This is a genomic window from Moorena sp. SIO1G6, from assembly GCF_010672795.1.
Taxonomy (GTDB): domain Bacteria; phylum Cyanobacteriota; class Cyanobacteriia; order Cyanobacteriales; family Coleofasciculaceae; genus Moorena; species Moorena producens.
On the sequence record NZ_JAAHFZ010000048.1, the window covers coordinates 21,126 to 45,731 of the forward strand.

Below are 24,606 nucleotides of genomic sequence, written 5' to 3' on the forward strand. Positions count from 1 at the left end.
TTATCGCCAAAAATAGTTTGAATGCCAACTGCTATATTCCCTGCTCCCTTAATAATTCCTGTTCCATAAAAAACCATAATTCTGTACTTAATAAAATCCCACGGTATATGTATGTTTTCCCGCAATCTCGCCTTGATCATCGGCATCAACAACTACCAAAACGGCATTTCCCCCCTGAACACCGCCGTAAACGATGCCAAAAAACTAATAGAAATTCTCCGCGAGAAGCATGGCTATGAAGTCTGGGAATGCTTAGACGAAGTAGCCACCCTCTCTAACTTCAACAAATTTTTAGACCAAACCCTACCCGAACAAGTCACTGAAAATGACCGCTTATTATTTTACTTTGCTGGTCATGGAGTAGCTCTCAATGGGGATGATGGCCCGGCTGGTTACCTAATTCCTCAAGATGCCAAACTGGGGGATACTAATAGTTATCTGCCCATGACCAAGTTACATGATGCTTTCCATCAATTACCCTGTCGTCATTTCTTGGGTATCCTAGACTGCTGTTTTGCTGGTGCTTTTAAATGGTCAAGTACCAGGGATTTACTTACATCGCCAGAAGTCATTCACCAAGAGCGTTATGACCGTTTTATTACTGACCCGGCATGGCAAATCATTACTTCCTCAGCCTCGGATCAAAAGGCTTTAGATAACTTTAATTTAGATAGCGAACGCGGTCAAATCGGCAATCATTCCCCTTTTGCTAGTGCATTATTAGAAGCCCTAGAAGGTGCAGGAGATATCTATCCTCCTGCCACGAATGGTAAACCGGCTGGAGATGGGGTAATTACAGCCACAAAATTATATTTATATTTACGGGATCGAGTCGAAATTCCCACAGAAAAATGCCGTCTGCGCCAAACGCCTGGTATTTGGTGTTTAAACAAGCACGATAAAGGCGAGTATATCTTTCTGTCTCCAGGACATGAACTCAACTTACCCCCCGCACCACCATTAGATGAGTCGAAAAATCCCTATCGGGGTTTAAACTCCTTTGAAGAGGAACACAGTCAACTATTTTTTGGTAGAACATTACTAGTAGAAAAGTTACAGGATTTTGTCAAGACTCATCCCTTAACTGTGGTCTTAGGTGCTTCCGGTTCGGGGAAATCGAGTTTGGTGAAAGCCGGATTAATTCCCCAGTTGAAACATAAAAATACCGATAAATGGTCGATAGTGTCACCAATTCGTCCCGGAGAAACCCCCTTCCAAGCTCTCAATAAAGCCCTGGGTGAGGCCGGATTACCAAAAGTCGAGTTAGGGAACAAACAAAAAACTCTCACTCAAAGTATTGCGGTTTGGGTTAAAAACAATCCCAAATCCAAGTTATTAATCTTTATTGACCAAAGCGAAGAAATCATTACACTCTGTCAAGATGAGCAGGAGCGGCAGGAATTTTTTCAACAGATACTGGCAGCAATTCATGGCTATCGGGAGCAATTACGAGTAGTATTAAGCCTACGTTCTGATTTTGAACCCCAAATCCGAGATGCGGGCTTAACGTTGGCACCGGAAGTACTAAATCAATTGGGAACCACGGTACTGATAAATCTTTGGCAAAGTGGACGATTTATTGTACCAGCCATGACACGAGGGGAACTAAAGGAAGCGATAGAAAAACCAGCTCAAGCACGGGTAATGTATTTTCAACCCCACGAATTAGTAGAAGAATTAATTGATGAAGTGGCGGATATGCCCGGAGCATTACCCCTGCTTTCTTTTGCCTTAAGTGAACTGTACCTCAAGTATTTAAGGCGGCAACGGCAAGCACAATACAGCGGTATTACTATTGACCGGGCGTTGACTCAAGAAGATTATCAAGAATTGGGGGGAGTAATGCGATCGCTAACTCAAAGGGCGGATGAGGAGTATCAGAAGCTAGTTCAAGAAAATCCCGCTTATGACCAAGTGATCCGTCATGTCATGCTGCGGATGGTGGCACTAGGTGGGGGTGAGTTAGCCCGTAGGCAAGTACCTTTATCGGAATTGGAATATCCACCTCAGAAAAATGATTTAGTTAAAGAAGTAATTGAGCGTTTTAGCACAGCACGGTTATTAGTAGAAGGACAAGATGCTGAGGGGAATCCCTATGTAGAACCAGCCCATGATGCTTTAGTGCGGGGATGGCAAAGATTGCTGGGATGGAAGCAACAGGAGGAGGAAAGCCTACTTCTGCAACGGCGGTTGACTCCGGCGGCACAGGAGTGGGAAAGCCAGCAGAGGGCAAGGTTTCTTTGGCATACTAACCCACGTCTGGATTTGTTGAAAAAGGTACTCAATTCTGACCATAACTGGCTTAACCAAGTAGAAACTGAGTTTGTGGGGCGTAGCGTCCGGCGAAAAAGCTTAAATACTCGTCGGAATTGGGGTGTTGCGATCGCAGTCATGCTGGGGTTAGCTACAGGTTTAGTATTCTCCTTAATTGGTCAGAAAGATGCCCTGATCGGTCAAATTAAGGCTGATCGGCAAACAGCCGAAGCCAACTTAGAATTAGAGCAAGGTTTAAACGCTTTGCTTGCCAGTTTACGGGCAGCAAAATCTCTTCAAGATTGGCCGGGATACTTATCCTTATTCAAGCCAGACAGTAAGCTTCCACCTCAAGTGTTACAAACTTTGCGAAAGGTATTCTATTCAACTAGAGAATATAACCGCAGAGAAATGCCTCAAGGTTTTAAGAAGATGTTTTTTAAGCCTGATGGTACCTTAATGATTGCTACAGCAGAGGATGGTACTGTCCGCTTACAAGACTTCAAAGGCACACCACTACCCAAAGTATTTTCAGGACATGAGGGTCAAGTAGAACTTGATGTTAGTCCGGATAGTCGCTTATTAGCAACAACTGACAAGCAAGGGACTTTTCGCCTCTGGAACTTAGAAGGAAAACAGGAAGAGCCACGTCAGCTTACAGACTGTATTTCAGGGTTTACAGATACTGATGTAGGTCTATTTCCTACTGGTTTCGGTGTATCTGACAGAGGGATAAGTTTCAGTCCTGATAGCAAGAAGCTTCTAGCCTATTTACAAAGGGTAACGAAGAAGGGCAATTCCAGTACTATCTGCCTGTGGGAAACGGGAGATAAACCGAAGCTATTGAAACAAGAAGTCAATTTCCATAGTATTAGCTTTAACTCCAAGAACCAGCTAGTAGTAGCTAACCAATTTGGCAATACCCTCAGCTTGTCGGACTACAGGAGTGGTAATCAGTTGGCAGAGTTTAAAAATTTTCATCAGATACTATCGGGAAATCTGGTTTTTAGTCCTATTAGTCCTAATGGTGAATACTTAGCAGGATGGTTTGGACCAGATGAAAGAATTGCTTACTTTGGTAGTTTAAATAGCGAAGATTGGAATGAGTTTAAACCCATAAGGAGAGCTGGCAGTATCATTTTTGATACCGAAGGTCGTCTGATTATTGGGCAAGAGGGTGAGGGTATTATTAGTGTTTATGATGAGCCATATAAGAGTTATGACTCTTTGTCAGACGCCTTGGAATTTGAACTGAAAGGGCATCAAGGTGGTATTCGTGAGGTTATTTCTAGCTCGTCTAAGGGCAGACAACTTGCTAGTTTAGGTGATGACAATACTCTGGTCTGGTGGAAACTAGATCAGAAGCCATTAGAGGAGTTAGAGCTAATTCCGAACTTAGAAAGTATCAGCATCAGCCCCGATGGTAAGCAACTAGCTGTTGTCGGAAGTGATGACACTATTCGTCTGTTGGATTTGAAGGGTAAGGAGTTGAAGCGATTTCCCGATCTTAAAACAACAATAAGGCAAATCAGTTTTAGCCCTGATGGTACACAATTGGCTGGAGTTGGTAAAGATAATAGGATTCGCTTATTGGATTTGAATGGCAATGAGTTGTATAAATCTTCTAAAAAATTTAATAAAACAATTACCCAGCTTATTTTTAGCAATAATGGTGAAGATTTAATTGTTATTGAGGAGTTTGATGACTATAATCAAACTCTCCATCGGTTGAATTTGAACAATAAAAGCTGGGAAAAAAAATCTGAGCTATTCTTGGGTGAAATCGCTTTTAGCTCCGATGGCAAGCTGTTAGTGGCGCAGAATGCTTTCGAGGATCACTATGTAGAGAGAGGTAATATCTTTTTAAAAGAATTGGAGTCTGGTAAGGAATTAGTTAAGTTTAAGGGTGCTAATCTCAGCTTTGATAGTATCGGTTTTAGTACCCAGGGTCGCTTAGTCGTTAGTGCCGAGCGGCCTTATTTGGAGTATAATGGTTCTAATACGGAAGAAAAGGATTATACCTATGTATGGGATATGTCAGGAAAATTATTGACTGCTTTTAAAGATGGGCATCAAAGTAACGTTAATCAAAGTAGAGTCAAAAAAAGTAGAGTCAAAAGTATAAGTCTTAGTGCTGATGGCAGTTTATTAGCCACTCTTGACATATCCGGAACTGCCAAGTTATGGCGTATAGGAGGATTAAATGAACTAATAGTAAAGGGTTGTGATTGGGTGCGAGACTATCTTAGTAACCCCAATGTTGATGAGAGCGATCGCAATCTCTGCAAAAATGTACCCCCTCTTTAATCATTTGGCGTATATAGGGTTTATAAATGAAATGAAACAGCCCTACCCTTATTAAGGGGAACCAACGGGGGATCTCAATCAGGCATTAACAAAACTCAAATGCGACATTGGAAAGTATTATCCCGATTTATTCTGTTCATCCTCTCAGCAGTGATCGTACTGCTGAGCTCTGGCCTACCCAATAGTCTTCTTGCCTCCCAAGCTGCTAGTCCTCTTGCCCAAGTACGCATCAAGACCGAAACCGTAGTAGGTCAGCAGGATTTTTTCCGAGTTGGTAAATCCCACAAAGGTCGTTGGTGGTTTATTGACCCCGATGGCAAACCCTTCCTTTACCGGGGTGTCACCTCCGTCAACTTTGGCTATCCTGACCCCTATGTTCCGGTTGTAGAGGATAAATATGGTCAAGACCCCGCTGCCTTTCGGGAAGCTACCTTTGAGCGGCTGCGGAGCTGGAATTTTAATGCCCTAGGAGCATGGACACCACCTCAATTGTGGGATCAGGGTATGCCCTACACGGTTATCCTAAATTTCGTCAAAGCCGCTCCAGACAGCGAACTTAGGATTGATGATAAGAAGCTAAAGTTACCCGATGTGTTTGATCCAAAATGGATTGAAGGGATTGATGCTAAAGCTAAGGAAATCGTAGCACCGCTGGCAAATAGCAAGCTGCTAGTGGGATATTTTACTGACAATGAACTCAATTGGGCACACGCCGAAACACCAGACCGAAAGGTTAACTCAGAATTGTTGTTGACCAATAACGCTAAGGCATCCTTACTGCAATTTTGCCTTAGCCTCAATCCAGAAAAACCAGCCTATAGTGCGGCCTGGGATTTTGTTTTAAAGCGCCATGGTAATAGTCTAGAGCAGTTAGCTAAAGATTGGCAGGTCCCAATTGAATCTAGAGACACGATTGAAGAATGGACTAAGACAAAACAAGGGATTGTTTCTAAAGGCTACTTAGTGGATCAGAATGGGTTTCAGGCAGAATTTGCTCGACGCTATTTTCAGGAAACTGCAGCAGCAATCCACCGCTATGACCACAACCATTTAATCCTGGGATGTCGGTTTGGGGCACCTCCTTCTGATGCAGTATTTTCCGCTATCAAAAGACCTTGGGTAGATGTGGTATCTGCTAACAATTATCGCTACAACATGTATGAGCGGATAGACCTATACTACCAAGCTACAAAATTGCCAGTGCTCAACAGTGAGTTTAGTTGGGGACACACCAGGTTTACTCAACGAGCCTTACCAGATGAACCAGAAGACGGCTTTTCCGAAAGGTCACGGATGATGCGTAATGGCGCTAAGTCCTTAGCCAGGGCTTTGACTCATCCCGCTTTTGTTGGTTATACCTGGTATCGTTGGGTAGATTTGCCCGGTCATACACCCCCGATTAGTTTTGGTCTGGTCACTATTAAGGATGATCCCAATCTATCCCATACAACCTTACTGAAGCGATTGAATGCTAGAGCGGATGCGATCGCAACTACTGGTTTAGGCCGGTAACTAGACCTGTTGCAAATCCCTATATCTTTGGCAGTAAAGGTAAATCCATAACGTTTAACGTAAGCATTCAGCCGTCAGCCGTCAGCCGTCAGCCGTCAGCTTTGTGGCACAGGCTTCTAGTTTGTGCCACAGCCTTCGACGCTGTGACATAACTCAGCATTATTCGAATGCTGACCTGTTTGATTCAAAAGCCCCTCAAGTAGCACCATCCGTAGCGCATTAGCTGATAGCTGATAACTTATAGCTGATAGCTGATAGCTGATAACTTATAGCTGATAACTTATAGCTGATAACTTATAGCTGATAGCTGATAGCTGATAGCTGACTGCTTAACTACTTACTTGCTGTAATAAAAACAAAACGGTCAGGAAATTCAAGGATAGATTGTTGAGCATATTTTTCTGAGATTTCTGCTAAACCTTCCTCTAACTGTTGATCATCAAAGAATGAAAGTAAGGACATATAGCGATTCTCTACCATTTTCAAGTATTGCTCTTTAGGAATTGACTGAAGATATTCAACAAAATCAACTGAAACGTTGAAGCCGACTTTTTCTAGTAAACTAGTGAGGTCGTTATAGTTAGGCTGCCCTCTTTCATATCGATCTAAAGCTGCTTTGAATAAAGGATACTCAATAGTTGGAGGCAGAAGGATCAGCAAAAACATTCCTCCACTAGTTAGCTTTTGAAACAAACTACTAAATAGTAATTCTTTATTGTCTATATGATGAATTGCTTCCTTCATATAGACCTTATTATAACCTGAAGTTTCAGATACAAAAGTAATCGCATCTACTGCCCTAATTTCGTATTGGGGGCTTAAGGGAATTTGTGATAGCATCTCTTCAGAAGGATCCACGCATATAATCGGATTATCTAACTGTATTTCCTTAGGAATTGCTTGAGTAAAAAGTCCTGTACCGCAGCCTAAATCTACAAGACTATCTGTTGATGTTAAGCGTAAATATTCACTAATTTTTAACCCCATAAATCTAATGTATTCTTCTGAGTAACTCCACAAATCATCATAGATACTCCCGATTTTTTTATAGTGTTTTTGATTTGAGCTACTCATGGCTTTAATTCCTATTGTTCTGTATGATTATCAATATAGCGGTTTTTAATTGGTGAAGTACATGTTTTTAGGGAACAGGGAACAGCGGATCTGGGAACAGGAAAAAAATCCTGTAGAATAGGCATCTTGCCTGTTCGGCGATGTTTTGGGGCGGGCAGGATGCCCACTCTACCGGTGGAATAGGCATCTTGCCTGTTCGGCGATGTTTTGGGGCGGGCAGGATGCCCACTCTACCTGTGGAATAGGCATCTTGCCTGTTTGGCGATGTTTTGGGGCGGGCAGGATGCCCACTCTACTGCTATTCATTGAAAGATTCAACAACGCCCGAAGTCTACTAGTTAATCAACGGCAAACTCAGTGTATTGGCGCATGTTGGGGGAGTGGAAGCCAAGCACAATATCCTCAGCCGGAACACCCAGTTCAAGCAATTGGGTAGCAATGCCAATTTCGGTCCCATCATGCTCAATCCAGATTTTACCAAAAATAATGGGTCTAAAGCCCCGTCCTTCGTTCGACGGCTTTCTTTTTCAGCTAAAACTTGACAGTTTTCACAGAGCGTGTTAGGATGAATATCTAAGCAATAAACTAAAAACGTAGATAAATACTATCTAAAAATAAGTAGGCAACGTAAAAAATATGTATCAGATACATATTGCGTAATTTGGTCTAACGACTTAAGCGATGCAGCGCGGTCTTGGGGGTTTCCCCCATGAGCGACTGCATCAAGACAACGTCTATGAAAAAAATTAGATTAAAAAAGTATCTATCTATAATATAAAAAAAAGGTACGGTGGGGCACACCGAAACCTAGGTCATAGACCAAATACGCTTGGGTCGAGGAGACCTCTATTTTGCCTGGCTCCGGCCTGGTTAAACAAGTCACCTCGTTGTTCGCGTAGCGTGGCCTACGGCCAAGCAAGAATCCCCGTCCTTCCAGGGCGGGGAGTGTCAACATTTTTGATATCTAAGTGGAGGCTACATCCGTGGGTGCGACGGTTATCCTTCCAGCCAGTGTGCAGCAACAGATAATGATCTCGTTCTGTGTCCAAAACCGCCTGGGCTTCGATTTCCGGGAAGGTGCGCTTGCGATTGGCTCGTTCTAGAAGTAATTCCTGAATCCACTGACGATATTGTTCTACAGATTCTTCTACACCCATTGCCGAATAACCTCCTGAGTTTGGTCATAGATCAGTAAGTTGATTTGAGTCTTCTCAATTACTGATCTTACAAAGCGTCGCTGGAAGAAAGATTGGTAAATTGTTTCAGGAATAGCAAGGTAAAGATTACGTTGAGAATCAACTTCATTTAGGGCAAATTGATAATTGATGCATTGCCCAAGGGCAGTATGAAAATCGGAGACAAGGGATCGACCAATAAAGCTTTTGATTTCCACAGCAATTTTTTCTCCTGCTCGTTCCGCAGCGATTAGCTCTTCAGCAAGATCAATTTCAAAATCGACTTCCCCAACACTCAACTGATAAGGATCGGCGGTAATTACCCAGTTCTCTTTTTCTAGGGCAGTTCTCACTGCATTGTGGAAACGATCCTTTGCCATGAACTTTTACAATAAACAGGAAGCTTTTCTGGTAAGATTATATGCTAGATCGAATGTATTGATCATGCGATCGCACCAGCAAACCTTACTTTTAAATAGTTCACCGGTCTAGTGGTATATCCTCATACAGGAGGCTAGATAATGGCATTTGAGTTATTTTCACGGGTGGCCCTGGGGGAAGATTTTCCCAAGCATAAGTTGCAGCAAGGGGATATTGCAACGATTGTCGATCACCATCCAGTAGAAGACACAGAGGATGGTTATAGTCTGGAAGTTTTCAATGGAATCGGGGAAACGATCGCTGTTTTAGTGGTTTCCGAGTCACAAATTGAGCCATTAATGAAAAATGAGGTTCTGCATATCCGAATATTAGATGAAGCGGTTTGAAGCTACAACCGATCAATCTCATCAACGCTCAACCCCGTATATTGGGCAATATCCTTCAGGGGTAACCCTGCCGCCTTCATCTGTTTAGCAATCTGCTGTTTTTCTTGTTGTCTGCCTTCCTGAATCAAGGTTTCGGCAATACTATTCATATCCCGATAGACCTTCAGGCTATCTTGGTAACGAAATTGCTCCGCAGATGAAAAATTGGCAATCTCGGCAACCTCAAATAGCTGGGCAAATACATCCTCTTGCAACGGTTCAGGGGGTTCATTCAACTGGGCTAGGTGTTTGAGCAAAAATAACCACTTGTCAAAATGGGTTTCTAGTTGATCAACAGACTTAGTAAATTTGGGTAGTTCAACGTAGATAAATTTGAGCTTATCGTAGAACACTTCACACCGCTGATTTTTTAGCTCCACCACATGCAACAGTTCCGACTCGTGCTTGTGGTCATCAAAGAGAAAATCTAAAATGCCAACGGTATAAACTGCGGTGAGCTCATAATTCCAATATCCCTGTTGAGCCTGTTCTTGGATGGGGAAAGTAGAATAATAGACACTGCGATCGCTGAAAGCGGGACTTCGTCCATCTTTAAAGAAATTTTGCTTGGCCTTCTGCATTTCCACAATGAAGCGTTCACCGGTCTCGCTCTGACAATAAATATCAAAGATAGCTCTTCGATCTACTAAGGTGTTGCCCAAGAACTCCGGATTCTTAAAGGTGACATCCTGAATCTGATGATGGGGAGGCAACAGAGTATTCAAGAAGTCGATCAACAGTGCCTTGTTTGGCTCAGTGCCAAAGACGCGCTTAAAACCGAAATCGGTGAGCAGGTCAATGTATTTATCTGGCAACGGGAAAACCATATCAAAAGCCTCAGATACTGGGGTCAAGCAAAGCTATCAGCTATCAGCTGATGCGCTACCCCACCGCAAACTCGGTATACTGCCTCATAATCGGTGCCTGATAGGCCAAGACAATATCCTGCTTTGGTACCCCTAGCTCAACTAACTGATCTGCGATCGCAATCTCCGACCCATCATGCTGTATCCAAATCTTGCCATCTTTAATATCCACATGTACAGAACATCCATAAACACGTGTGGTGTTATTTTTCCAACCTGTATTAACGATCTGGTAATGATCTCGTTCCGTATCAAAAATGAGCTGGGTTTCCATAGCCAGATTCGCCGACTTAATACTGGCGCGTTTTTTAAGCAAGTCCTGAATATGCTGTCGATATACCTCTAGTTTATCCATTGAGTAATCCTTGGTTGGGAAATGTCATAAACTACAATAGGAACCTGATTAACCTTGATCGACTTTTGTATAAACGGATAAGTAAAAAAAACACTGTAAATATTGTTAGGAACCGCAAGATGAAGTGTTCGATCAGGCTCCTCATCTTCTAAAGCAAGACGATAGTTAATAAACTGCCCAATTGCACCATGGAATTCTGAAATTCTTGAAGTTGATAGAAAGCTTTTAACTTCAATAGCTATTTTTTCATTATTGCGTTCAGCAGCAATCAGGCGTTCTGCCCCCAAATCAATGTAGAGATCGGTAAAACCCAGATCAATGCGATAAGGATCGTGGGTAATGATCCAACCGTCATTGATTAGAGCATCCTTAACTAGATCATGGAATTGATCCTTAGCAGACATGGGGAAATAGGTACAGGTGTCAACAAACGTCTATTATATAGGTTAGCAAAAAGGGAATCAGCTTTTTTATGGGTTAATTGGGTCAAATACAGTTTCGATTTCGATCACTCCTGATATGAGAGAATTTTCCAGGCAAAAGAGATCTGAACCTAAAACTCTTAGTTATTAATTTTAGTTATTAATTTCATCAGTTACTTGCTCCTGGAAAGAATTAGAAGCAAAAAGACCGCGTCCCACTTTCTTCCACCTCCCTTCTTTTGCACCTCGACGCAATTCCGTAGACAAGGAGTTTTTAGCACGGAGTTGCTCATCATCAGATTTGGCATCAAATAGTCTGCTGACAATCTGTTCTCGGTTAACCGGAGCAGCAAAGTTATCTAAGATAATCTCTACCGCTTCGCAGAAGGTTTTACCTCTAAATTCTGGATATAACATATCTCTGGGATTGCGCTTATCACCCTCCTCATCCTCTTGGTTTTTTATTTGGTTTTCTTCAAATGATTTCTCCTCTAATTCATCATCAAAAAAATTGACTTTACCCACATTGCCATTTGAATTTACAGTGGTATTTTGTTCAGACAAATGATTGCTATTGACCTCAGTTTTTTCATGCAATGCAATCGCTATGTCCGCTACAATATCAATGTCATTGCTGGATAGTTCTGCTTCAAGCTTATCCTTAAAATAGGCAACATTTGCCCGCTTTTGCTCGACTAAATTATTTAATTTAAGAAGGTTTGCTTCCGCTTCAGCAAGTTCTTGCTGGGTTTGTTCTAGCCGAGTTTTGATCCAATTAATATGGTCTTCTTGAGCAGATTTAATATTCATGGTTGTGAGCTGAATGTTTTTTTATCAAGCTTTTACGGAAAGTATACCAGTCTTTTTTTAGTTTTGGCAATCGAGCAAAAAATCAATAAAAATAACAAATAGTTATTTTGCTCAACCCCTTAGTATCCTTCTGTCCCAATCCTGCTAAAGAAAGGTAGTCACAAGTACAGGACTTAGGCAAAACTGGTCAACAAATCCTATAAATAGTAGGATGCATTAATAAAAACCGCTACAGGTAGGGTTGCTGGGGAAGTCCTGACTCTCATGAGTATGTAATAGGATTGCCTGTTTGCCTCCGCTGCGCTCTACCTTAAAAAGCGATCGCTCTTGATTGCTGATCGACAACAAAGACGATCAGTGATTTATTCGTTTATATAGAAGCAATTAATCAACTATGAACCCAGAAGACTTTGAGGATAGCTTTCCAGGGAGGCTAGTATCAATAGGACACCATGAAAACCCTTGCTTTGCCTTTGTGCCCAATCCTCTCCCACCTAGACTGGAACTGGACACAAAAATTTTCAATGGCATGTCTGAGGCGGCTCTCGCTCTGGGGGAACTTGCGGGATTAGGACGTAGCATGGCTAATCCCAATCTTTTGATCAGTCCATTTATTCGCCGTGAGGCGGTTTTATCTTCTCGTATCGAAGGTACCCAAACTAATATTGCTAACCTATATGCCTACGAGAGTGAACAACTAACTTCCCCACCAAAATCTGATCCAAAATCTGATCCAAAACAAGTACTTAACTACGTACGTAGCTTGGAGTACGGTTTGAAACGCCTTGAGACTTTACCTGTATGTCTACGATTTATTTGTGAACTCCATGAACGTCTAGTCGAGGGTGTCCGTGGTGAAAACGCAACCCCTGGAGAGTTCCGTCGCATCCAAAATTGGATTGGATCACAAAGGGGAAATATGGAAGACGCTCGTTTTATTCCACCCCCTGTGCCAGAAATGTCAGGGTCTCTCAGAGACTTCGAAGCCTATCTCAACAAGGAGTGTGACTACCCACCACTGATTCGCATTGGTATAATTCACTATCAATTTGAAACAATACATCCCTTTTTGGATGGTAATGGGCGTATCGGGCGACTAATTACATCTCTATTACTATTACATTGGAAATTACTACCACTGCCTCTACTGTATCTAAGTGCCTTTTTTGAGCGTCATCGGCAAGATTACTATGACCTGATGTTAGCTGTCAGTCAACGTGGTGCTTGGCAAGACTGGCTGTTATTCTTTCTGCGTGGTGTTACAGAACAATCTCAAGATGCAGTGATCCGCTCCAAAAATTTACAAGATTTACAGCTGAGGTGGCGAGATAAATTAAGTCAAGCTCGTGCGTCAGCCCTACTGCCTCGTTTAGCAGATAGTCTATTTGAGTCACCCATCCTGACCATTCCTCAAGCACAGAAGATTCTTAATGTCACTTATCGCTCCGCACAGCAAAACGTTGAGAAACTGCTCAACGCCGGTATCTTAGAGCAAGTCAATTCAGGCTCTAAGATCAAACGATTTCGCGCACCGGAAGTTTTGCAAATACTTGACTAACGCCTGTTGAATTATACTTTAAGCCAAATAAGTATAATTCGCTTGACCAACATTATACTTAAGTTTCATCTGTCACAAGGGAGTATCAAGTTTCCCAGGACTTAGCCAGTAGCTCTACCTGTAGAGTCAGGGATTAATCCACCCTACTACTGATAGAGTTTCGTCTCTAGTTTGGCGTCAGTCCTTTACCTCAACGGCTTTTTGCTGACTTCTGGCTCCTAATCAAGACTTCGAGCATAACCAGTCCAAGATCCTCTATCTGCTTCTTCTGTGCAAGTCAGTCCAGCTGTCGATGCAGTGTTAATCAATAGTTACCTAATATCCTTGATTAATTTTAACGTATAACGCCCCCTATGTAACTTTAAATCCAGCTCTAATTTAGATGAACTAGTTAATTGTTTGCTATAACTAAAAAAAATCTGTGATCAGAGCTGCTGTTACCTTGTCACAAAATTAATCTGTCGTCTGATTTTTTATAGTGAGGATCAGGTCTATTAATAAAGCTTATTTTTTGCTGAGTATCACCTAAATTTAACCTTAAAAATCAGCAAAATTATTCTTATTAAATTTAAATTAGTTTCACTAGCTTTAGCTCATAAAAAGTATTGTATGATGATCATCAACAAGCAATTGATACTGCAATTGTTTGTTGGCCACTCTCTAGAAAGCTGATCGCCCTAGGCTCAAGGCTGAATGGTTAACTGCCGTTAGCCGTCAGCCGTCAGCCGTCAGCCGTCAGCTTTTAGGTCACCCTAAACGAACAGCCGTAAACTGAGGTAACAGAGATTAAACCAATGCTTACTTGTTTTATTCAAAAGCTGTGCGCTTAGCGTGCGCTAATCGCTGATAGCTGATAGCTGATAGCTGATAGCTGATAGCTGATAGCTGATAGCTGATAGCTGATAGCTGATAGCTGATAGCTGATAGCTGATAGCTGATAGCTGATAGCTTACCTGTACACTTATAAACTTTTGTTAATTTCATCACCAAACAAGCCATTTAAGATAACCAGAATCTCTAGATAATTTGATTACTATGTCTCAAGTTCAATTGCAACGGTCCCAACTCATGATAAGTACAAGAAGAAGCAGTCAATCTCGTCCCCGAAACGTCATGAAGGGTTTAAAGTTAGTTTCATTAACATTACTGGCAATGGTGATGGTACTGGTGGTACATGCTGAGCCCAGTTTTGCACAGGAATCCGCTAGTAGTGGAGGATTCAATCCCCAAGAAATATTGCGCAATGCTTTGCAGTGGATTGATAGTCTCGGACCCATCGGAGCGATCGCATTTATCGCAATCTATATCATTGCTGCCGTAGCGTTTTTGCCTGGGTCCATCCTTACCCTAGGGGCTGGGGTAGTATTTGGTGTTGTCTTAGGCTCAATCTATGTGTTCATCGGAGCCACTATCGGAGCCACGGCTGCTTTTCTGGTTGGACGTTATCTAGCTAGGGACTGGATTGCTCAAAAAATTGCTGGAAATGATAAATTTAGTGCCATTGATGAAGCAGTAGGTCAGGAAGGATTGAAAATTGTGTTCTTGACTCGACTATCTCCGGTATTTCCCTTCAATCTCTTAAACTATGCCTATGGTCTAACTGGGGTTTCGCTGAAAGACTACGTCTTAGGCTCCTTTGGCATGATTCCAGGAACATTAATGTACGTTTACATCGGTTCTCTGGCTGGAGACCTGGCCACTCTTGGTAGTGGTGACGCACCCACCAATCCCACTGTCCAGTGGGCAATTCGGATTATTGGTTTTATCGCCACTGTGGCAATAACACTTTTTATTACTAATCTGGCTAAGAAGGCTTTAGACAAAAGAGTTTCTAAGGAAACAGTTTAGAAGGTTAACAAGTTGAAGGTTAGCAGGTTTAAGGTTAGGAGGTTGAAGGTTGTTCGCGTAGCGTGGCCTTTTGGCCAAGGTTAAAGGTTATAGGTTAGGAAGTTTAAGGTTGTTCGCGTAGCGTGGCCTTTTGGCCAAGGTTTAAGGTTGTTCGCGTAGCGTGGCCTTTTGGCCAAGGTTTAAGGTTAGGAAGTTTAAGGTTAGCAGGTTAAAGTTAAAGGTTATAGGTTATAGGGATCCGTTTAGGAATTGTGATAATTTTTGTTCCCGATTCCCGATTCCCGATTCCCGATTCCCGATTCCCGATTCCCGATTCCCGACTCCCGACTCCCGACTCCCGACTCCCTACTCCCTATTCCCTCAAAAATTAATTTAATTTTGAACTATCAAAGGAGTTATTATAAATGTCAAGTTCTCAATACCAAAGAGTTACTGTCCCACCCATGGATGAGTATAACCAGAGGTTGGTTAACTACGTTCATCCAGGGGATTGGGTTAATCCGAAACCTGTTGATTGTTATGACTTAGTAGTTATTGGTGCTGGTACAGCTGGATTAGTTACCGCAGCAGGTGCAGCAGGTATCGGTGTTGGTTTGAAGGTGGCGTTGATTGAACGGCATTTGATGGGTGGGGATTGTTTAAATGTAGGTTGTGTCCCCTCCAAGTGTTTGATTCGGTCATCTCGGGTAGTGGCTGAGATGCGCAATGCGGGAGCCTTTGGGGTTAAAGTTCCAGATAATATTGAAGTAGACTTCCCCGCAGTGATGGAACGGATGCGTCGGCTACGGGCAGGGATTAGCCATCACGATTCTGCTCAACGCTTTAAAGATACCTATGGTATTGATATATTTTTAGGCAATGGTCGGTTTACCGGTGAGGATACCATTGAAGTAAACGATACTACCCTCAAGTTTAAGAAAGCGGTAATTGCTACAGGAGCAAGAGCAGTGCGACCCCGAGTTGAGGGCATGGAAGAGGCGGGGTATCTCACCAATGAAACGGTATTTTCTCTGACAGAACGTCCCAATCGACTAGCTGTTATTGGTGGCGGTCCAATTGGGTGTGAATTAGCTCAGTCTTTCCGCCGTTTAGGTTGTGAAGTAGTGCTGTTTCATCGCGGTTCTCACATTTTAAATAAAGAAGATGCTGACGCCGCCGATATTGTTCAAAAAGTCTTTTTAAAAGAAGGTATCCGTTTAGTCCTGGGTGCCCAATTGAACCGGGTCGAGAAGACAGAGGCAGGTAAAACCTTACACTTCAATAGCTGCACTGGTTTGGAAGAGTCGGTCACAGTAGATGAAATTTTGATTGGTGCTGGACGTGCGCCCAATGTAGAAGGGTTAAATTTGGAACTGGTCGGGGTAGAGTATGACCAGCGTAAAGGAGTTAAGGTGAATGATTACCTTGAAACTACCAATCCCAAAATTTATGCTGCTGGTGATATTTGCATGGACTGGAAGTTTACCCATGCAGCGGATTCAGCAGCACGGATTGTGATTAAGAATACTCTATTTTCTCCCTTTGGCTTCGGTAAATATAAGCTGAGTAACTTGGTGATGCCTTGGGCAACCTATACTGATCCAGAAATTGCCCATGTGGGGATGTATGAACATGAAGCTCAAGCCAAAGGGTTTAATGTTAATACTATTAAAATTCCCTTTAGTACTGTAGACCGAGCGATCGCAGATGGCGAAGAAGAGGGATTTGTAAAAATTCACCACAAGAAGGGGTCAGATCAAATCCTGGGAGCAACTATTGTAGCAACTCATGCAGGGGAAATGATTTCTGAGGTGACTACAGCAATTGTCCATAAGATTGGTTTGAGTAAGCTTTCCAGCGTAATTCATCCCTATCCAACTCAAGCAGAAGGAATTAAAAAAGCGGCAGATGCCTATCGTCGTACCCTCTTAACACCAAGAACTAAAACATTTTTAGAATTCCTGACTAAGCTTTCTTAGGGAAAAAGGAGCGTTGCTTAATCATTCCATGATTAAGCAACGGCGTTTTATCTGGAGATGATTGCCAGTAGGCATCTAGGAAGCTAAATCTTGAGTAAATCAGGAAACAACCCTACCATCAGGCATAACCGTACCCCATACTTCTGCATCCTTCCAGTCTACTTCAGCGAGATCCCCACCCTTGAAATTGGCAGCTCTCAAATCTGCTCCACTTAGGTTTGCTCCAGCAAGTTTCGCTCGACCTAGATTTGCCCTGTGAAGCTTGGCATCAGTCAAATTAGCTTTTTCCAATCCCGCACAACGCAACTTAGCCCCACTCAAATCAGCTCGGCTCAGGTTAGCCCCGCTTAAATCTGCTCGACTCAGATTCACACCACTAAGGTTGATACCACTCAGATTAGCTTGAACTAGGTTGATAGCACAAAAATCTCGTTCCCCTGCTGCATACCTTTCTTGGAGTTCTTTGCTATTCATGTCGCCTTACCCCGATTTTACTTTAGTTAAAGGTTTCTATTAAAGAGAGTAAAAATATTGCCCAACGTGACAAACTCAAACATTTTTTTTTCATAGCTAATAAACGCACAAAAGTGCCTGTGTACTAACAGTTTCACAGTCATCTTTGTAATTTAACTACAATTACTAGTTATTTATAGGGTGCATATCAATACCTGAAATTAGGCAAAAATCATAATAAAATTCCTACAATAATCACACTCCTCACAACCACACTCCTCACAACCACACTCCTCACAACCACACTCCTCACAACCACACTTACTTTATTGTTTAGAAAGATGAGATGGGGTGCATCTCATATTTGTAAAAAAGTTGTGTAGGGTGCGTTAGGGGGGGCTCATTTTCCGCTTCGTAGCCAGGCTTTGGATAGCCCGCCCCGTAACGCACCACCGTGTCAAACAGCAAAAATGAGATGCACCCGATGAGATGCTCCCTATCTAGAATTTTATTTTGCTCACCAATCCCGTTTATAAATAAAGTTTGCGAAGCTTATTGAGTGCTCGAAACTTTTTTTGCCGAATATTTTCTGCCGTATACCGGGGATAGCCCTTATGTTCTAAATGACTGGCAATTTCAGCACAGGAAAGCTTTTTAAAATAGAACAACTCCAAAATTTCTGAGTCTTGATCAGGAAGTTGTGTTATCTTCTCCCATACTTCCACGTTCTCTATATACTGCATAGGGTGAGTGTGACGGGCAAATGGAAGCACATTACTCTGACCAATCGAGAGTGAACTTTCCCACTGTTGGGAACTAATATCTAAAAACCTCTTATGATCACGGTGGAGTCCCCTTATGTAATTCAAGATAACTTTTCGGACCCAAGCTTTTGGATTAATAATTGGCTCTCTTAATTCACCCTTAATTATAACCAGGTAAAGTCCCTCATCAACGTCTAAATAGGACTCTAGTTTCCCGGATTCGATTAGTTTTTGGACAAGTAAAAAGACATCGTTTATAATGTCTTTATGGGTATACTTGCTATTAAGATTAAATTGGCACAGCCAAACTTTTATTTTAATCGATAGTGAATCTAAAAGGTTGGCAAGTTCTTCCTGTTCCATCATTTCACCCTGATCGGAGCAATTTTGATCTGTTTGGGGTTTTAGCATTTGAATTGTTTTCCTGATAATGCACACTGGTGTAAATGAAATCACTTATATCGTCGTCGATAGGGCAGGCTAGAAAAATATTTTCTGCTCTGCCCAATAACAAAAAGCTAGACTAAATTGTGATCAGCAAGCGCCAAGCCGATCATTTTCGCCTATCAACTAAATCAGGACGAGACTTATCCGGTTCACAATTTTCTAAGGGTTCACAGGATATAAGTCTTTGTTTGAAGAACCGAACATGCACAGTAACGAGTCTCTCTTGAGACTCGTTAGCAAGCTGGTGAGTCTGATGAAATCCAACGCAGACTAACTGACCTTCTATGAACTTTTTCTCGTCCTTTGTTCGGTAGCCCTGTTTTCCGTGCAAGTGCTCCACTGGATCATAAAAGCGGTGGGTAAGGGTTCCTTTGTAGACACGGATTATGGTAATTTTATCTTCGTGGACATGTATTTGTGAAAACTGACCCGGCTCCCAAGAAATAACAGAAATATTACCAAAAGGGGTCGTACAAACTAAGTGGGTATGGTAGTCACTCTTTTTAAAACTAATAGATTGCTCGATTAGCTTTTTACTCAAATTAAGCTTCACCGCAAGGTCTTTGAACCTCTCCATACTCATTTCTTGGGGCGCTATGGCATTTACCTGATAGATAAACTCTTCTAGGGAAAGGAGACCAGAGCCACCTGAAGAGGGAGAAGACTGCAAGGACTGGCTGATCAGCTGATCTACCTTGTCAATGCACTGGTCAAACTGCAGATCTAATACTGCCAGCTCAAACATTTGTGCCATTCTCTTACCATCTTCTTGCGTAAGCTCTTTTTGAGTCGCTAGCTGGTGATACTCTTGAACCAACTCAAAAAGCTCTGGCTGTTCCGAAAGATTATCTGGCTCACAGACTTCTCGCACTATTGTTTTGAGTTGTTCTTTGGAATCTTCTAAAATTTCACATTGACTAAACATAGTGACAAACTTCCAGGTATCTAATAGGCGTTCCTTGATCTACTTTTCAAAAGCGCTTGCTCTTGGAAAGCTTGGTTTCTATAAATAAGAGACCACAGGAAGCGAAGACGTGACGCAGAGTTTTGTAAAGAATTGTTACGGGTTATCACCACAGGTGCTGGCTAAAAACCAATACCGCCCCTGACCACCCATTCCACTGCTCCCTACCACAACGATAACTGCGCCTGTCCATAGCTAGCCATTCAGTTTTATCCAAAGATTCAGCAATGCCGAGAAAGCTAAAAACCAAAAGCAAAGAGGGTTTTTAGCGATGCAGTCCCTACTCCCTACTCCCTACTCCCTTAGCGATAGATAGTATGAAAAAAAATACCAACAGAGGAAAACTATGGCAACAGGGATGCTCGTTAACGGAAAATGGACTAACGAAGTCTATCAGCAAGACCCCCAAGGGCGATTCATGCGTAATCCCACCAAGTTCCGTAATTGGATTCGTGCTGATGGTTCCACAGACTATAAACCAGCCTCTGGACGCTACCATCTCTACATTTCCTATGCTTGTCCCTGGGCGCACCGCACTCTGATTATGCGAGCCTTAAAGGGATTGGAGGAAGCGATTACCCTGTCCATTGTTGACCCATTGATGGATAAAGATGGATGGGAATTTTCCGATGGGCCTGGTTGTATCCCTGATACAGTCAATGGTGCTCGCTATCTGCGGGAAGTTTATATAAAAGCTGACCCTAACTGTACCGGACGGGTGACAGTTCCAGTACTTTGGGATAAGGAAACTGGCACAATTGTTAACAATGAATCCCGTGAAATTATTCGGATGTTTGACATCGAGTTCGAGGGGATTGCTCAGTCGGATATCAGCTTTTATCCGGAGAATTTACGGGAAGAGATTGATAAAACGATTGATGCCATTTACCAACCTATTAATAATGGTGTATATCGAGCCGGATTCGCTACTACTCAGCAAGCTTATGAAGAAGGAGTAACTGACCTTTTTGATGCCCTTGACTATTGGGAAGGGGTGTTAGGTAAACAGCGTTATCTCTGTGGCGATCGCATTACTGAAGCCGATTGGTGTATGTTTACCACTCTGCTACGCTTTGACTCAGTTTACTATTTCCATTTCAAATGTAATTGGCAACGAATTCTGGATTATCCCAATTTGTGGAATTATCTCAAAGACCTTTATCATCAGCCAGGGGTAAAGGAAACCTGTAATATTGACCACATTAAGCAGCATTATTATAGGAGTCATCCCTTTATTAATCCCTCTGGTATTGTTCCAAAAGGACCACAAATTAGTTTTAGTGATTAAGGCTATCAGCCATAAGCTATCAGCCATAAGCTATCAGCTATCAGCTATTAGCGATCAGTTATCAGCTATCAGTTATCAGCTATCAGCCATCAGCTATCAGCTATTGGCTATCAGCTATCAGCCATCAGCTATCAGCTATCAGCTATCAGTTATCAGCCAAAGGTCTGTGGCCAAGCTACACTGAACACCTTTTGAATAAAATAAGCTGACGGCTGACGGCTGACGGCTGACGGCTGACGGCTGACCGCTGACGGCTGACGGCTGACCGCTGACCACTGACCACTGACCACTGACCGCTGACCGCTGATAGCTTACGTGTTAACTTATTCTTGATTCAAAAATGGAGACTTAGATTTGATTTTAAATACGGAATCTGAAAACTCACCAATAGAATCAGGGACAGATACAATTTCCGGTTCGGTGCGTTTTCCAAACATCAAGGTAGCCTTACTAGTCGAGGGAGAGAAAAGAATCTGTGTGATTTTGCTATAATCCCACCGTTTCTGATCATAGAGAGCAAGCACTTTCGTAAGATTATCTAAGGTCATCTCCTCCTTATTCTCGAACATAAACTCAACAGGACGATTAAAGACTTTGTCCAAAAACTTGCCGTAAAACTCATCAATATAGAGGTTTCGAGTTTGTGTCATCATCAGTACCTTACGCAATTCCTGACTTAACTCATAGGCTCCGTCTTTGGTGCAAATCACCTGCTCATTGATAGCAACCGATTTCCGAGACCGATTTTTGCGACAGGGATTATTGTTAGAAGACTGTACCACTCGTCCAGAGTTGAGGTCGTCCCCAAGTTGATCAAACTCATCAACCACTCCGCGTGTGCCTTGGATTATACGCCTGCCTTCACGAATGGTATTGGTTACTTCTTGGACATCTCGACGGATTTGGCGGAGCTCATCGAATAATCCAGCAATCTTGAAGGTGCGAACATTGCTATTGTCATGCTTCCCAGGTACTATTCCGGCTGTTGCGGGAAGCACTTGCCACATCACGGACGCTGACAACAGGTAAGCTGAACCTTGGAAAATGAATTTGTGAACCATGACTATGGAATCCTGACTTAAAGTGGTCCACTATCTTTTTCTTTTAGCAAAATGAAAATCCGGAAACTTATCAACAATTTTTCCGGATCTGGTTAACTTCCCCTTGTATAGCAGAAGTCAGAAGTCAGAAGTCAGAAGTCAAACTCTTGCGCTTCTTGATGCAGTCGCTCATGGGGGAAACCCCCAAGACCGCTTAGGTGCTTTTTCCGTTGGCGAATTAAATTCGCCACGGGTCGCACCTCTGCATCGCTTACAAAGGGTGTGAGACTTTTGTCATGTCCTAACTGCCCTGGCGACTGCTATATGATCTTCTCCGGTTGAATAGCTACACTTTCCACCCGACACCCGACACCCGACTCCTGACTCCCAATTCTAAATTCTAAATTCTAAATTCTAAATTCTAAATTCTAAATTCTAAATTCTAAATTCTTAATTCCCTACTCCCTACTCCCTCTCTCCTCGATTTCCCGTCGATAGCGAGGACGTGCTGGTATCCCCCAGCATACTTGCTGCTCTGGGATATTACTAAACACAGTGCTGCGAGCACCAATAACCGCATTGGCTCCAATTTGGACACCGGGGGCAACAAAGCAATCGGCGGCAATCCAGGCTCCATTACCAACACTAATCTCAGATGTGATTAAACCAAAGGCTGGGTCTTTCATATCGTGGCTACCAGTACAGAGGTAACATTTTTGAGAAATAACGCAATGACTACCAATCCGAATCCGATCCAAGCTGTAGAAAACCACATCATCTCCAATCCAACTGTAGTCACCAACTTCTACTTTCCACGGGTAAGTAAAACGAGCAGTGGGTCGAATGATGACATTAGTACCAATCTTGGCTCCAAATAGTTGTAGCAGCCATCGGCGGAAGCCATTGAAGTTATGAGGACTTAAGGGAAATGCGATCGCTTGCACCAACCACCAGAGTAAGATTAACCAGCCCGGACGTCCTCGGTCAAACCAAGATTGGTCGTACTGGCGTAAATCCACTAAGGGTGGTAAATCTAACGCTGGTAGTTTACTTAAGTCATTAGTCATAATCTAGAATGTAGAATGTAGAATGGAGAATGCAGAATGGAGAATGGAGAATGCGGAATGGATAATTCTTAATTCTTAATTCTACATTCTTAATTCTTAATTCTACATTCTTAATTCTTAATTCTACATTCTTAATTCAAAATGGATTCTCAGGGATTTGGAGAGACAACTGATGGCTTTGGCGTTACTGGTGTCTGTGCTGGTTCAGTTTTTTCTACATTCAGCTTACCGCTAAACTTTTGTAACTCATAGAGTTTGACACCAATTTGATACTCATACTGACTCAACAGGCGTCCATAAATGTACCCAGCTTTTCCATCTAAAAAGCCCAGCTGGATAAAGTAAAACAAAATAAACCGCAGTATTGGTTTAAACGGTAGTCTAACCCAGATTTTTTTCAGAAACCGCTTACGCTGCACGGCGCTTCCAAACAGATTTCCCCCGATGGTGCCAGAGTCATCTTTACCTGTTAGTAGATTTAGATAGACACGAGCTTCCCAATTGGAGTAGCGATTGTGCCGTTCTAGCCAATGGTAAATGTCCTTAAAGTCAATGTGCAGCATATCATTTTGAAGATAGCCAGCTTTGCCTTGTAGGACAACGTGTTCATGAACTTCGTTGTCTCCAGTATTGGGAATTCCTTCCGTTTTTAAGTTTTCGTAGCGACCTTTTTCGTGTTTAAATAACCGTAAATTCCAGTCTGGATATTTGCCACCAAAGCGAATCCATTTCCCTAGGAAGAATACTCTACGATTGATATAGTAGCCGTTATAATCAGCATTGTCGATTGCCACAGCAATTTCATCCCAAAGTTCTGGAGTAATGCGTTCGTCACAATCAACAATTAATACCCATTGATTGCGGAATTCAAGATTGTCTAAGCTCCAGTTTTTCTTTTTGGGCCAAAACCCATCAAAATAGAATTGAACTAGGTTTGCACCATATTCTTCCACAATTTCAATGGAGCGATCGCTGCTTTGGGAATCGACAACAAACACTTCATCTGCTCTATTAACACTCTCAAGACAAGCTGGTAAATTGGCCTCTTCATTTTTGGCTGGAATTAGAACTGATACCGGAAGTTTAGTGTTAGGGGATTTCATAATTAAACACCTGCAATTGTGGACGTTTTATGAAAAGTTTATTGGCCTAGAATAACTAACAGCAAGCCTTAACTAAAATTAAGGCTTATCAGTCAACAGTTAACAGTCAACAATCAACCAAAATTATCTGTGCTATAGCAAAGGGAACCTATTATCCAGTCTCATTAATGACTGGACTGATTGTGGGATAGAGAGGAGTTGCTCCTTTTTGACATCTCCCCCGGCTGAAGCACGGAGGATTCTACAAGGTTGTTACGAGGCGGATTAAAACCGCGCCTGTTCACTTCTTGTGCGGTACGATCTATTCAGTGACTTGAAAATTTCATACCGGTGTGGGAGTGTCAAGCTCCCTCTACCCACCTTAGCTAGGTCTATATTTAGCTGTGTGGCTACTTTCCTGGCAATGTTGGATTAAACTAAGCCGGTGAGTCGCCTCACCGACTCGTCTTCAAAACCGGACGTGAAAGTTTCCCTTCATCCGGCTCCTCATCATAGGAACCATTGTCATTGGTACCTCATTAAATCGGATTGTTATC

Annotated in this window: 21 protein-coding genes and 1 pseudogene; 7 read left to right on the forward strand and 15 right to left on the reverse strand. The window is 42.4% G+C overall.

All coding sequences use genetic code 11. The annotated features are described in order from the left end of the window. Positions 1 to 111 precede the first annotated feature (111 nt). On the forward strand, positions 112 to 4,560 hold the full coding sequence (locus F6K63_RS28580) for an nSTAND1 domain-containing NTPase (RefSeq protein WP_287313813.1): 4,449 nt from the start codon (positions 112 to 114) through the stop codon (positions 4,558 to 4,560). A gap of 99 nt (positions 4,561 to 4,659) precedes the next feature. Then, positions 4,660 to 6,072: a hypothetical protein gene (locus tag F6K63_RS28585; protein WP_287313815.1), complete on the forward strand. Its 1,413-nt coding sequence runs from the start codon at positions 4,660 to 4,662 to the stop codon at positions 6,070 to 6,072. Between the two features lie 333 nt (positions 6,073 to 6,405). On the opposite strand, the gene F6K63_RS28590 is transcribed toward F6K63_RS28585, so the two are convergent. The 4 genes and pseudogenes from F6K63_RS28590 to F6K63_RS28605 form a co-directional block, all read right to left on the reverse strand. After that, positions 6,406 to 7,146: a class I SAM-dependent methyltransferase gene (locus tag F6K63_RS28590; RefSeq protein WP_287313816.1), complete on the reverse strand. Its 741-nt coding sequence runs from the start codon at positions 7,144 to 7,146 to the stop codon at positions 6,406 to 6,408. 338 nt (positions 7,147 to 7,484) lie between these two features. Further along, positions 7,485 to 7,625 (reverse strand): annotated as a pseudogene (locus tag F6K63_RS28595) (element excision factor XisI family protein); the annotation flags it as partial. Between the two features lie 426 nt (positions 7,626 to 8,051). Beyond that, positions 8,052 to 8,303 carry an element excision factor XisI family protein gene (locus tag F6K63_RS28600; protein WP_287313818.1) on the reverse strand — a complete coding sequence of 84 codons (252 nt, stop codon included), beginning with the start codon at positions 8,301 to 8,303 and terminating at the stop codon, positions 8,052 to 8,054. Further along, positions 8,294 to 8,701: a XisH family protein gene (locus F6K63_RS28605; protein WP_287313820.1), complete on the reverse strand. Its 408-nt coding sequence runs from the start codon at positions 8,699 to 8,701 to the stop codon at positions 8,294 to 8,296. Before F6K63_RS28605 ends, F6K63_RS28600 begins: the two co-directional genes overlap by 10 nt. A 141-nt stretch (positions 8,702 to 8,842) precedes the next feature. On the opposite strand from F6K63_RS28605, the gene F6K63_RS28610 reads away from it, so the two are divergent. Continuing rightward, positions 8,843 to 9,088, forward strand: a complete 246-nt coding sequence (locus tag F6K63_RS28610; RefSeq protein ID WP_287313821.1) for a DUF4926 domain-containing protein — start codon at positions 8,843 to 8,845, stop codon at positions 9,086 to 9,088. 2 nt (positions 9,089 to 9,090) lie between these two features. Here the strand turns inward: F6K63_RS28610 and F6K63_RS28615 are convergent, their stop codons facing one another. The 4 genes from F6K63_RS28615 to F6K63_RS28630 all read right to left on the reverse strand — a co-directional run bounded on the left by F6K63_RS28615 (position 9,091) and on the right by F6K63_RS28630 (position 11,580). After that, the gene (locus F6K63_RS28615) at positions 9,091 to 9,954 is read right to left on the reverse strand and encodes an Rpn family recombination-promoting nuclease/putative transposase (protein WP_044493997.1); all 864 of its coding nucleotides are present in this window, start codon (positions 9,952 to 9,954) and stop codon (positions 9,091 to 9,093) included. 55 nt (positions 9,955 to 10,009) lie between these two features. Continuing rightward, on the reverse strand, positions 10,010 to 10,348 hold the full coding sequence (locus F6K63_RS28620; RefSeq protein ID WP_287313823.1) for a XisI protein: 339 nt from the start codon (positions 10,346 to 10,348) through the stop codon (positions 10,010 to 10,012). Further along, positions 10,336 to 10,752 carry an element excision factor XisH family protein gene (locus tag F6K63_RS28625; RefSeq protein WP_287313825.1) on the reverse strand — a complete coding sequence of 139 codons (417 nt, stop codon included), beginning with the start codon at positions 10,750 to 10,752 and terminating at the stop codon, positions 10,336 to 10,338. Before F6K63_RS28625 ends, F6K63_RS28620 begins: the two co-directional genes overlap by 13 nt. A gap of 171 nt (positions 10,753 to 10,923) precedes the next feature. Next, positions 10,924 to 11,580 (reverse strand): hypothetical protein, encoded by a 657-nt coding sequence (locus F6K63_RS28630; protein ID WP_287313827.1) that lies wholly within the window; start codon positions 11,578 to 11,580, stop codon positions 10,924 to 10,926. 394 nt (positions 11,581 to 11,974) lie between these two features. Between F6K63_RS28630 and F6K63_RS28635 the strand changes: the two genes are divergently transcribed. The 3 genes from F6K63_RS28635 (at position 11,975) to F6K63_RS28645 (ending at position 16,944) form a co-directional block, all read left to right on the forward strand. After that, on the forward strand, positions 11,975 to 13,138 hold the full coding sequence (locus F6K63_RS28635) for a Fic family protein (RefSeq protein WP_287313828.1): 1,164 nt from the start codon (positions 11,975 to 11,977) through the stop codon (positions 13,136 to 13,138). A 1,113-nt stretch (positions 13,139 to 14,251) separates the two neighbouring features. After that, a complete protein-coding gene (locus F6K63_RS28640) occupies positions 14,252 to 14,986 on the forward strand; it encodes a TVP38/TMEM64 family protein (protein ID WP_287247916.1) in 735 nt (244 codons plus the stop codon). A 404-nt stretch (positions 14,987 to 15,390) separates the two neighbouring features. Then, positions 15,391 to 16,944: a mercuric reductase gene (locus F6K63_RS28645; RefSeq protein WP_044493955.1), complete on the forward strand. Its 1,554-nt coding sequence runs from the start codon at positions 15,391 to 15,393 to the stop codon at positions 16,942 to 16,944. Positions 16,945 to 17,043: 99 nt separating this feature from the next. Here F6K63_RS28645 and F6K63_RS28650 read toward each other — a convergent pair whose 3' ends face one another. The 3 genes from F6K63_RS28650 to F6K63_RS28660 all read right to left on the reverse strand — a co-directional run bounded on the left by F6K63_RS28650 (position 17,044) and on the right by F6K63_RS28660 (position 19,533). Continuing rightward, complete coding sequence (locus tag F6K63_RS28650; RefSeq protein ID WP_008186913.1) at positions 17,044 to 17,418, reverse strand: pentapeptide repeat-containing protein; 375 nt, start codon at positions 17,416 to 17,418, stop codon at positions 17,044 to 17,046. A gap of 509 nt (positions 17,419 to 17,927) precedes the next feature. After that, positions 17,928 to 18,572 (reverse strand): sigma-70 family RNA polymerase sigma factor, encoded by a 645-nt coding sequence (locus tag F6K63_RS28655; RefSeq protein ID WP_008186914.1) that lies wholly within the window; start codon positions 18,570 to 18,572, stop codon positions 17,928 to 17,930. 142 nt (positions 18,573 to 18,714) lie between these two features. Further along, the gene (locus tag F6K63_RS28660) at positions 18,715 to 19,533 is read right to left on the reverse strand and encodes a cysteine dioxygenase (RefSeq protein ID WP_287313829.1); all 819 of its coding nucleotides are present in this window, start codon (positions 19,531 to 19,533) and stop codon (positions 18,715 to 18,717) included. Between the two features lie 385 nt (positions 19,534 to 19,918). On the opposite strand from F6K63_RS28660, the gene F6K63_RS28665 reads away from it, so the two are divergent. Then, on the forward strand, positions 19,919 to 20,860 hold the full coding sequence (locus tag F6K63_RS28665) for a glutathione S-transferase family protein (RefSeq protein ID WP_287313830.1): 942 nt from the start codon (positions 19,919 to 19,921) through the stop codon (positions 20,858 to 20,860). A gap of 152 nt (positions 20,861 to 21,012) precedes the next feature. Here the strand turns inward: F6K63_RS28665 and F6K63_RS28670 are convergent, their stop codons facing one another. The 4 genes from F6K63_RS28670 to F6K63_RS28685 all read right to left on the reverse strand — a co-directional run bounded on the left by F6K63_RS28670 (position 21,013) and on the right by F6K63_RS28685 (position 24,070). Next, on the reverse strand, positions 21,013 to 21,150 hold the full coding sequence (locus F6K63_RS28670; protein WP_165691867.1) for a hypothetical protein: 138 nt from the start codon (positions 21,148 to 21,150) through the stop codon (positions 21,013 to 21,015). 33 nt (positions 21,151 to 21,183) lie between these two features. Further along, positions 21,184 to 21,921 (reverse strand): hypothetical protein, encoded by a 738-nt coding sequence (locus tag F6K63_RS28675; RefSeq protein ID WP_287247744.1) that lies wholly within the window; start codon positions 21,919 to 21,921, stop codon positions 21,184 to 21,186. A 437-nt stretch (positions 21,922 to 22,358) separates the two neighbouring features. Continuing rightward, positions 22,359 to 22,967 carry a hormogonium polysaccharide biosynthesis acetyltransferase HpsU gene (hpsU, locus tag F6K63_RS28680; protein ID WP_287247743.1) on the reverse strand — a complete coding sequence of 203 codons (609 nt, stop codon included), beginning with the start codon at positions 22,965 to 22,967 and terminating at the stop codon, positions 22,359 to 22,361. A gap of 149 nt (positions 22,968 to 23,116) precedes the next feature. Further along, a complete protein-coding gene (locus F6K63_RS28685; RefSeq protein WP_008186922.1) occupies positions 23,117 to 24,070 on the reverse strand; it encodes a glycosyltransferase family 2 protein in 954 nt (317 codons plus the stop codon). Between the last annotated feature and the right edge of the window lie 536 nt (positions 24,071 to 24,606).